Annotated in this window: 14 protein-coding genes; 6 read left to right on the top strand and 8 right to left on the bottom strand. The window is 45.5% G+C overall.

Annotation, left to right across the window (positions count from 1 at the left end; translation table 11 throughout):
- Positions 1-99 precede the first annotated feature (99 nt).
- From trmB to polA, 6 genes are all read left to right on the top strand, one after another.
- The gene (gene trmB, locus QZX97_RS14310) at positions 100-750 is read left to right on the top strand and encodes a tRNA (guanosine(46)-N7)-methyltransferase TrmB (protein ID WP_295664738.1); all 651 of its coding nucleotides are present in this window, start codon (positions 100-102) and stop codon (positions 748-750) included.
- Positions 751-752: 2 nt separating this feature from the next.
- The gene (locus QZX97_RS14305) at positions 753-1,112 is read left to right on the top strand and encodes an MGMT family protein (RefSeq protein WP_295664737.1); all 360 of its coding nucleotides are present in this window, start codon (positions 753-755) and stop codon (positions 1,110-1,112) included.
- A gap of 39 nt (positions 1,113-1,151) precedes the next feature.
- Positions 1,152-1,496 (top strand): carboxymuconolactone decarboxylase family protein, encoded by a 345-nt coding sequence (locus QZX97_RS14300; RefSeq protein ID WP_295651146.1) that lies wholly within the window; start codon positions 1,152-1,154, stop codon positions 1,494-1,496.
- A gap of 44 nt (positions 1,497-1,540) precedes the next feature.
- Positions 1,541-2,218 (top strand): hypothetical protein, encoded by a 678-nt coding sequence (locus QZX97_RS14295; RefSeq protein WP_295651148.1) that lies wholly within the window; start codon positions 1,541-1,543, stop codon positions 2,216-2,218.
- Positions 2,215-2,778: a DNA-3-methyladenine glycosylase I gene (locus QZX97_RS14290; RefSeq protein ID WP_295651150.1), complete on the top strand. Its 564-nt coding sequence runs from the start codon at positions 2,215-2,217 to the stop codon at positions 2,776-2,778. The genes QZX97_RS14295 and QZX97_RS14290 overlap by 4 nt, the downstream gene beginning before the upstream one ends.
- Positions 2,779-2,911: 133 nt before the next feature.
- Entirely contained in the window at positions 2,912-5,722 is a 2,811-nt protein-coding gene (polA, locus tag QZX97_RS14285; RefSeq protein ID WP_295651154.1) for a DNA polymerase I, read from the top strand.
- Positions 5,723-5,906: 184 nt separating this feature from the next.
- On the opposite strand, the gene QZX97_RS14280 is transcribed toward polA, so the two are convergent.
- The 8 genes from QZX97_RS14280 to QZX97_RS14245 all read right to left on the bottom strand — a co-directional run bounded on the left by QZX97_RS14280 (position 5,907) and on the right by QZX97_RS14245 (position 9,243).
- Positions 5,907-6,440: a hypothetical protein gene (locus QZX97_RS14280; protein ID WP_295651157.1), complete on the bottom strand. Its 534-nt coding sequence runs from the start codon at positions 6,438-6,440 to the stop codon at positions 5,907-5,909.
- A gap of 129 nt (positions 6,441-6,569) precedes the next feature.
- A complete protein-coding gene (locus QZX97_RS14275; RefSeq protein ID WP_295651160.1) occupies positions 6,570-7,013 on the bottom strand; it encodes an OsmC family protein in 444 nt (147 codons plus the stop codon).
- Between the two features lie 13 nt (positions 7,014-7,026).
- A complete protein-coding gene (locus QZX97_RS14270) occupies positions 7,027-7,278 on the bottom strand; it encodes a hypothetical protein (protein WP_295651163.1) in 252 nt (83 codons plus the stop codon).
- Positions 7,275-7,589, bottom strand: a complete 315-nt coding sequence (locus tag QZX97_RS14265) for a rhodanese-like domain-containing protein (RefSeq protein WP_295651166.1) — start codon at positions 7,587-7,589, stop codon at positions 7,275-7,277. The genes QZX97_RS14270 and QZX97_RS14265 overlap by 4 nt, the downstream gene beginning before the upstream one ends.
- 3 nt (positions 7,590-7,592) lie before the next feature.
- Complete coding sequence (locus tag QZX97_RS14260) at positions 7,593-7,871, bottom strand: rhodanese-like domain-containing protein (protein ID WP_295651168.1); 279 nt, start codon at positions 7,869-7,871, stop codon at positions 7,593-7,595.
- 84 nt (positions 7,872-7,955) lie between these two features.
- Positions 7,956-8,177, bottom strand: coding sequence for a DUF2892 domain-containing protein (locus QZX97_RS14255; protein ID WP_295651170.1), 222 nt, complete (start codon positions 8,175-8,177; stop codon positions 7,956-7,958).
- Positions 8,178-8,247: 70 nt separating this feature from the next.
- Entirely contained in the window at positions 8,248-8,853 is a 606-nt protein-coding gene (locus tag QZX97_RS14250; protein WP_295651173.1) for a Crp/Fnr family transcriptional regulator, read from the bottom strand.
- A 207-nt stretch (positions 8,854-9,060) separates the two neighbouring features.
- The gene (locus QZX97_RS14245) at positions 9,061-9,243 is read right to left on the bottom strand and encodes a hypothetical protein (RefSeq protein ID WP_295651175.1); all 183 of its coding nucleotides are present in this window, start codon (positions 9,241-9,243) and stop codon (positions 9,061-9,063) included.
- Positions 9,244-9,262 lie beyond the last annotated feature (19 nt).

Here is a 9,262-nt window from a genome sequence, read left to right as displayed (position 1 = left end):
GCGTCTTTTTCCAAAATACGTGGTCTTTTCATCAAATATATAAACTCTTGCCAATACCATTAATCAGGAAAAGCTATTTTTACATTTTTTATAACAAACGTGGGAAAAGATAAGATAAGGCGTTTTGCCGAAATAGCCGATTTTGCTAATGTGTTGCAACTGGATGAAGGCAAACCGATGCAGGGCCAATGGGCTAAAACATTTTTTAAGAACGACCATCCGCTGGTCTTGGAATTAGCCTGCGGTAAAGGCGAGTACACCGTAAATCTGGCGCAATTGTTCCCCGATAAAAACTTTATCGGGATCGATTATAAAGGCAACCGCATTTGGCGTGGGGCAAAAACCGCCATTGAAGAAGGCATCGGCAACGTAGCTTTTTTACGCATCCAGATCGAAAACCTCATCGCGCACTTCGGTCCCGGCGAAGTGGAAGAGATATGGATCACCTTCCCCGACCCGCAACCCCAACTAAGTCGCCAGAAAAAGCGCCTAACCTCACCCCGCTTTTTGGATATGTACAAAGTGATATTAAAGCCCGGCGGCGCGGTACACCTCAAAACCGATAACGATAACCTGCATGCTTATACAGCCGATAAGCTGAATGAATTGGGGCTGACCACCCACATTCGCACGGAAGACCTGTACCATTCTGAGTTTGCCGATGAGGTTCTGTCCATAAAAACCTATTACGAACGCAAATATTTAAAGCATAATAAAAACATTAACTACCTTAAGTTTTCATTTGAGTAGCCATGCACAAAAAAACGCAGGAGGATTCGTTTTACGATAAGGTTTATGAAGTGGCGCGACAAATACCGCTGGGCCGCGTAACATCCTACGGTGCCATCGCCAACTTTTTGGGCACCAAGGGCACATCGCGCATGGTGGGCTATGCCATGGGCGCCTGCAGCGGATTGTACCCGCCCGTACCCGCGCACCGTGTTGTGAACCGGGTTGGATTGCTCACCGGCAAACACCATTTCGGCAGCCCTACCATGATGCAGCAACTCCTCGAAAACGAAGGTGTGGAAGTGGAAGACGACAAGGTAAAAAACTTCAAAAAAATCTTCTGGGACCCAAACGAGGAACTGGATTACAATAAATACCAGTAACCCCGCAATCACTCAATAAATCAATCCATCAAAAATAAAATGGGAAAACTCATCAACGACTTTGAATCCTACCGCTCAAAAATGAACGACAGGATAATGGAAACAGCCAATACTAATATCAAACGCTTCTTCGCGCTCGATACTACTACTTATGCCGATGGCGCTTTGGATGTAAAAACTAAAGAAATGCTGGGTCTGGTAGCCTCCATGGTACTCCGCTGCGACGACTGCATCAAATACCACCTCGGCAAATGCCGTGAAGCGGGCGTAAAAAGCGACGAGATGAACGAGGTATTTATGATTGCCAATTTAGTTGGTGGTTCTATTGTTATACCACATTACAGGCGTGCCGTGGAATATTGGGATGAGTTGTGCGAGGCTTGATTTATTGCTGATTTATGTATAGCTTTATATATAAGCGAATAAGTATGTACAAGCTAAGCCATAAACCTATCAAAACCGCATCGGTCAGCTTAGCGGCTGCTTTGAATGTAATCATATTGGCAATAGCCCTTTGCCTCTTTCAATCAAATATCTTGGTTGCACCGCTTCCTAACTATTTTGTTTGCAAGTTGCATTACCCTATACATGACGATAGCCCACCGTTAATTGTTTCCATCAAAAACAATAAAGTATCCGTTGAAATACCAGGCCAGCCAATCCGCGAGGAGGCTTTGAAAAATATGGCAGAAATGTACCGCGTCGACTTTACCAATGATGAAATAGTCGAGTTTGAAGAACATGGGATAGTTAACCTATCTCTTGAAAAAGTGAAGACGAATGTTTTCAATCACCGCCTCTACCAAAGCGGCTCAGATGATCAAGGCATCCCTTATCAATCTGATAACAGTGAACTGTTTAATTGGGTAAGGGAGTCGCGCAAGGCCGATATTGTGGTGAACAACAGGGCATTGCTGATAGCCGTCAAGGTTGATGATAATACCTCACCTGCCGTGTTAAAAGGAGTAGAGGCAAATTTGCTAAAACAAAGGGTAAACAGGTTCGAATTAATCACGGATACTTCAAGTAGGCTACTTACTTTTGACGATAACGGGAAATTATTGCCACCCGAAACTTACCATCCATTTCTGGGAATTAAAAAATGAGCCAACCAACAACCGAACTAACACGCTGCACCTGGTGCGGAACCGATGAACTTTACGTAAAATACCATGATAACGAATGGGGCAAAGAGGTACATGACGACGAAACCCTGTTCGAGTTTTTACTCCTTGAATCGGCACAAGCCGGACTAAGCTGGATCACCATTCTGCGCCGCCGGGAGGGTTACCGCAAGGCTTTCGCCGATTTTGATGTACACAAAGTTGCCGCGTTTGATGATAACGATGTAGAACGTTTAATGAACGATACCGGCATCATCCGCAACCGCTTAAAAATATTGGCGGCCATCAATAACGCCAAACTGTTCATCGGCATACAAAAAGAGTTCGGCTCGTTCTATAAATACCTGTACAGCTTTATGCCCGGTGGCAAACCCATTATCAATCATCCCGAAAAGATAGTCCCCAGTACCCCCATATCCGATGCCATCAGTAAAGACATGAAAAAGCGCGGCTTTAAATTCTTCGGCACCACCATTTGCTACGCCCACATGCAAGCCACCGGCATGGTAAACGACCATATCACCGGCTGTAGTTTTAAGTAGTTGGGATTACAGTGATTTTTAAAGATTGATTACACTGATTTTCGATAGTTTGTTAACTTCGTATCATTACACAATTGGCGGGGCATCCTTTAATCGGTGAAATCCCAGACTAATCAGTGAAATCAAAATCACAATGAAGAAACTTTTTTTATTAGATGGTATGGCCCTGATATACCGGGCACACTTTGCCATGAGCAAGGCCCCGAGGTTCACGTCGAACGGGGTCAATACTTCGGCAGTAATGGGTTTTACCAATACCCTGCTCGAGGTATTGAACAAAGAAAAACCCACCCACATCGCCGTGGTTTTTGATACCCAGGCCCCTACCGAACGCCATACTGATTTTGAAGCCTATAAAGCACACCGCGAGGCCATGCCCGAAGACTTGTCGAAAGCCTTACCCTATATTTTTAAGCTGATATTGGGTTTTAACATCCCCGTCATCACTTCCGATGGTTTTGAGGCTGATGATATCATTGGCACATTGGCCAAAAAAGCCGAAACTAAAGGCTACAAGGTATATTGCATGACACCTGATAAAGATTTCGGCCAGTTGGTGTCCGATAATATCTTCATTTACAAACCCGCGCGTATGGGTAATGATATGGAGATATTAGGTGTAAAAGAGATAAAAGAGAAATGGGAAATTGAGCATGTGGAACAAGTAATAGACATCCTTGGCCTTTGGGGCGACGCGGTCGACGGTATACCTGGCATTCCCGGCGTAGGCGAAAAAACCGCCAAAATGCTCATCAAACAATATGGTTCGGTTGAAGGTGTAATAGAACATGCCGGCGAACTGAAAGGCAAGCTGCAGGAAAACGTCATCAAATTTGCCGAGCAAGGTTTGCTCTCTAAAAAGCTGGCTACCATTATCCTGAACGCACCGGTCGAACTGGATGAAGAAGGTTTGGCTTTAGGCGAACCCAGTCGCGAATTGTTGGAGCCATTGTTTGCCGAGTTGGAGTTCCGTACGCTTGGCCGTCGCGTGTTTGGCGATGGCTTCAGCATTACCGAAACTAAAGCGGTATCCATGCAAACCGACCTGTTTGGCCAACCTGTGGATGCAGGCCGTACCACCATGGTGGTCGACCAAATCGACATCAGCGAGCCGGAACAATTTGCCCCGGCAAGCAATATCGGCAATACCACGCACGAATACCACCTGGCCGATACACCCGAAAAACGCGCCGAACTCATCAAAATATTAAGCGCTCAAAAAAGCATTTGCTTTGATACCGAAACCACAGGCACCGATGCCAATCAATGCGAACTGGTGGGCCTTTCTTTCGCGGTAAAAAAAGGCGAAGCCTGGTATATCCCCGTTCCTGCAGATACTGAAACTGCTACCAAAATAGCGCAGGAATTTAAAGCCATTTTAGAAGACGCCAACATTGGCAAAATAGGCCAGAACATCAAGTTCGATATCCTGGTGCTCAAATACTATGGCATTAACGTGCAGGGAACACTGTTTGATACCATGCTGGCGCATTATGTGATAGACCCTGATACCCGCCATGGTATGGATGTATTGTCCGAAAACTATTTGGGTTATTCGCCTGTGTCCATTACCACGCTCATTGGTGCCAAAGGCAAAACCCAGGGCAGCATGCGCGATGTGGAGATTGAAAAAATAAAAGAATACGCCGCCGAGGATGCCGATATCACACTACAACTCAAAGACATCTTCAAGCCTAAACTCAAAGAGGTAAACGCCGAAAAACTCGCTACCGAAATTGAAAATCCTTTGGTGTACGTGCTGGCCGATATCGAGTTCGAAGGCGTGCGCATCGACTATGATACGCTGAAAGAGTTTTCGAAAGAACTGGAAACCGACATCGCCAAGCTCGAAAAAACGGTATACGAAAAAGCAGGTGTCCGTTTCAACGTATCATCACCAAAACAATTGGGCGAGGTGTTGTTCGAAAAACTGCAGCTCGACCCAAAAGCTAAAAAAACCAAAACCGGCCAATACCAAACCGGCGAAGATGTGCTGTTGGCGCTTGCCGCGAAGAGCGATATTGTACGCGATATCCTCGATTTCCGCCAGCTGCAAAAGCTCAAATCAACTTACGTGGATGCCTTGCCACTGATGGTAAACCCAAAAACAGGGCGTGTGCATACCTCGTACAACCAAGCTGTTGCCGCAACCGGCCGGTTAAGCAGCAATAACCCCAACCTGCAAAATATACCCATCCGCACCGAGCGTGGTCGCGAAGTGCGCAAAGCCTTCATCCCGCGAAACGACGACCATATCATCCTTTCGGCCGATTATTCGCAGATCGAACTGCGTATCATCGCCGAGATAAGCAAGGATTCCAATATGATGGATGCCTTTATCCAGGGTATCGATATCCACACCGCTACGGCCGCCAAAGTATACGGCAAAACCATCGAAGAGGTGGACAGTACCATGCGCCGCAATGCCAAAGCGGTAAACTTCGGCATCATTTACGGGCAATCGGCATTTGGGCTTTCGCAAAACCTGGGTATTCCCCGCAAGGAAGCTGCCGATATCATCGACCAGTACTTTGCCCAATATCCCGGTATTAAACAGTACATGAACGATACCATGAACTTTGCCCGCGAGAACGGCTTTGTACAAACCCTGATGGGCCGCCGCCGTTACCTGCGCGATATCAATTCGGCCAACCAAACCGTGCGCGGTTTTGCTGAGCGAAATGCCATCAATGCCCCTATACAAGGCTCAGCTGCTGATATGATCAAGATCGCCATGATCAACATCCATCGCGAGTTCCTGGCACGCAAATTCGATTCGCGCATGACCATGCAGGTGCATGATGAGTTGGTTTTCGACGTGCATAAAGATGAGATCGAACTGGTTAAACCCATCATTATGGAAAACATGAAGCATGCTATCAAAACCGAAGTGCCTATTGTCGTAGAAGTTGGTGTGGGTAAAAATTGGTTGGAGGCGCATTGATAATTGCTGTGGTACCGTTGTTATGCAAACAAAGCACCCGCCATAAAGCAGGGCTATACAAAGCCTTTTACTGTAGTTCTACGCAAATTAAGCAAACATTTGCCAATACTGCTATATGTTTCGCGATACTTCACGTTGCAACGTTCGGGTACAGCGTTAAAAGAAAACGCCGTTTCCCGGAGGCCTAAAAAGTAACACCCAACTGTAAGCCCGAACTGTACGATGCTGTCTGGCTGTTGCCAAACCGCGCCGGGAATGCTACAGCGGTAAACAGGTTGCAGTCTTTTCCTTTTTTTAATATCTTGATTAAGGCAGGGGTAAAACCAAAGCGGCCGCTGCTCTCAAAAGCAAGCCGCGAAACCAGCGTATAACCATGCGTAAACCTAAACAAGGCGCCCGGGTTAAATGCTACCGTGCTTACTTTCGATATGTTGTTTTCGGTACGTATACATGGCGATACTTCGAAACTTACGCCAAAATGGTCGCTCTTTAAAATATGCATGCCAAAGGGGAACGAAACGGTATACACATTGCCAAAGTTACCGGTAAGCGTACCGCTGCTTAAGGTTTCGATAGGATGGTAAACGCTAAAATAACCAACAATGCGCGGATAGGTGGCCGCAGGCGTCTGGCTATAAGCGTTATTAAGTGTGAAAACAACAATTAAAAGAAAGGACAAGCGATGGAACAGTTTGATGAGGGATAGTTTAGAAGACATGATAGGATTTTTAGTGTATAGGGTTGCGATATATGTGTTTACAGAAAAATCCCGCCCATGGCCGGCGCGTTAGCCGGCTTTGAGCGGGTTGTTTTATTATCCGGCCGCGTTGAACCGGTTGTTTTTTATTTATGATGCCTTGACCACAATTTCGGGCTTAAATACAATGGTTGACTTCACAGAGTTCGAAATTAAACAGGCCGCCTCTGATTTTTGCAGTACCCTTAAGGCTTTCTCTTCATCCTCGGCACGCAATATTGTCAGCAAGGGCATTAGCGTTACTTCGCTCATCAGGTATTTGCCGTCCACCATCTCGAGCTTGCCCGATGCCTGCGAACTAAAGTCGTCAAATTCCAGTTTTGAGTTTTCGGCTATCGATAGGAAGGTGGTCATCAAACAGCTGTTCACCGCAGCGGTAAACAAATGCTCGGGCGACCAAACGTGTTCCATCCCTTGCGGAAACTGCGGGTGTGTGGCCACGTCCACTTCATCAGTCAGTTCGGGCGATGTCAATCCCCCCATGCGGCCCTGTTTCCAGTTCAGGTTAACCAGGTAGTTATGTGTTATGCTCATTGTATGTTGTATTTTAATGTATCTGTTTAATTTGTTCGGCGTCGCTTTGCGTGTTTTGGGTTGGTTTGTTGTAGGGTATAGCACAGCTTTGTGCGCCGCAACAACCGGTATTGGTCAGCGCTGTGATCACAAAAAATAAACTCAGCAGGCCAACCGCCCAATCGGCGGTTTGAATGCTCCAAACCAGTATCCAAACGCCCATAACCAGGCGTATAATTCGGGCAATGTGCCAGTTGTACAACAGGCTTTGTTTAAGTGTGTTCATTGCACGTATTTTTTAAGGCTTTGCCAGCTGCCGCCATTATAAACCTGTGTATACCCTTTCGATTTTAAAATCGACTTTGCCGATGCGCTCCTCATGCCCGACGCGCAGCAGGTAATAATCACGTCATCCTTTTTAAACTTCGAAAAACTTTTTTCGGGGCTGCCCAAAGGTATATTTACCGACGATTTGATATGTCCGCCCGCAAATTCGCCGGGGCTGCGCACATCTATAATCTTCGCACCTTCGGCTATCAGTTTACCTAAATCAACAGCGGGTTTTAAGCCTAAAAGGCGTCTTATTGTTGCTATCATCGCTTAATTGTTTAAGTAATTGTTCACGTTTAGCCAGGTACCACCATCAAAGCAATTGATGTGATGTTGTTGTAATACCTTGCTGGCCAATTGGCTCCTTATACCCGATGCGCAACATACCACCACATTTTTCATTTGCCCAAATTCATCTAACCGGGTAACTATTTCATTAACCGGGATGTTGATACTGCCCGCCACATGCCCGCCCATATACTCTGCAGGAGTGCGCACATCAACTACTGTGGTGTCGCCCTTTTTTAATACTTCTTGTAAAGTGTCCATATCCTTATTTTAATTTGATGAACAAAATTGGGCCATTCCAAATTGCCGGTTGGTAACATTTGTTGGATAAGCATTTTTTTAGGTTCAGTATATGATACTGTCATCGTCTTTCTTTTTTGTGCTGATGCCAAAAGGCAGGTAAAGCGGGCAAAAGCTTACCATCCCGGTAAGGATAAAAACTACCGACAGCACCAACAATACAATAGCCAACGTACCGCCAATGGTATTGGTAAAGTACAAAACCACAATAACCAAGGCTATCAATACCCGCAAAAGGCGGTCGGTATTTCCCATGTTCTTTTTCATAATGATTGTTTTTATGTGTTAAAACTATCTATAATCAAAATCCCTTTCAGTAACATTTGTTCCATACCTGCTAAACCAACCGGATGCTGTTGCGGCCCAGTTTCACTATTTTTTTCTCTTCCATGGTGCGCAACAACCTGCTTATCGCTTCGCGATGCGTGTGCAGCTCGTCGGCTATTTGCTGGTGGGTAATACTAATGGTTTGGTTATTGGCAGCGCGCGCGCGTTCCTTCAGGTAATGCAGCAACTGTTTATCCATATTGCTAAACGAAATCAGGTCAATTACTTCCAACAACTCGGCAAACCGGCTGCCATAAGTGCTGTTGATAAAGGTTTTCCATTCCGAGTATTTAAACCAGTCGTCAACAGCAGCCACAGGTATCTGCAACAATTCGGTATCATCTTCGGCAATGGCTTTCACCATGCTGTGGCTATTGGTTTGGCAGCAGTTTATGGCCATGGCACAGGTTTGGCCAGGGTACAGGTGATATAAAAAAACCTCTTTCCCATCGGGCTCTTGCCGTATGATGCGTAAAACACCTGTTTGTACAATGGGCACAAAAACAATTTTATCGCCCGGCGCCATCAAAACTGCACCGGCCTTTATAAACTTTAGCCTCGCATGGGTTTTAATCTCAGTAAGCAGCCGCGTATCTGTAAATAGTTTGGCAATCATATTTAAAAGGTTGTTTTTAACGAGCAAATGGCACTACTTTAAGCGGCAAAGCCTGTTATCGTTACTTCAAATCAATTCAATCAAATATAGGGCGCGGGTGCGGGCCGAAATATGAGGAGCGTCATATTATAAATTAACCTCTGCCACGCACAAACAAAAAAAAGCCCCTTACCAAAAGGCAAGGGGCTTTTTCAATTGATATATTGCTTACATCTTGCAATCGCCTTTAGGGCACATGGTTTTGGTACAACCTTTAGCACATTGTTGGTGGCCGCAGTTGCTGCAGCTCACTTTAGTTGCTTTAACTTTAGCAGGAGTAACATGACCGTTTGCAAATACTGATGCGCAGGCAAATACAATTGCCAAAACGCTCAAACTGATAGTTTTCATTTTCGAATGTTTTTAAAGT

The organism is uncultured Mucilaginibacter sp. (assembly GCF_903893715.1).
In the GTDB taxonomy this organism is placed as follows: domain Bacteria; phylum Bacteroidota; class Bacteroidia; order Sphingobacteriales; family Sphingobacteriaceae; genus Mucilaginibacter.
Note: the sequence above shows the minus strand (reverse complement) of the source record. Positions and strands in the feature narration are given on the sequence as shown.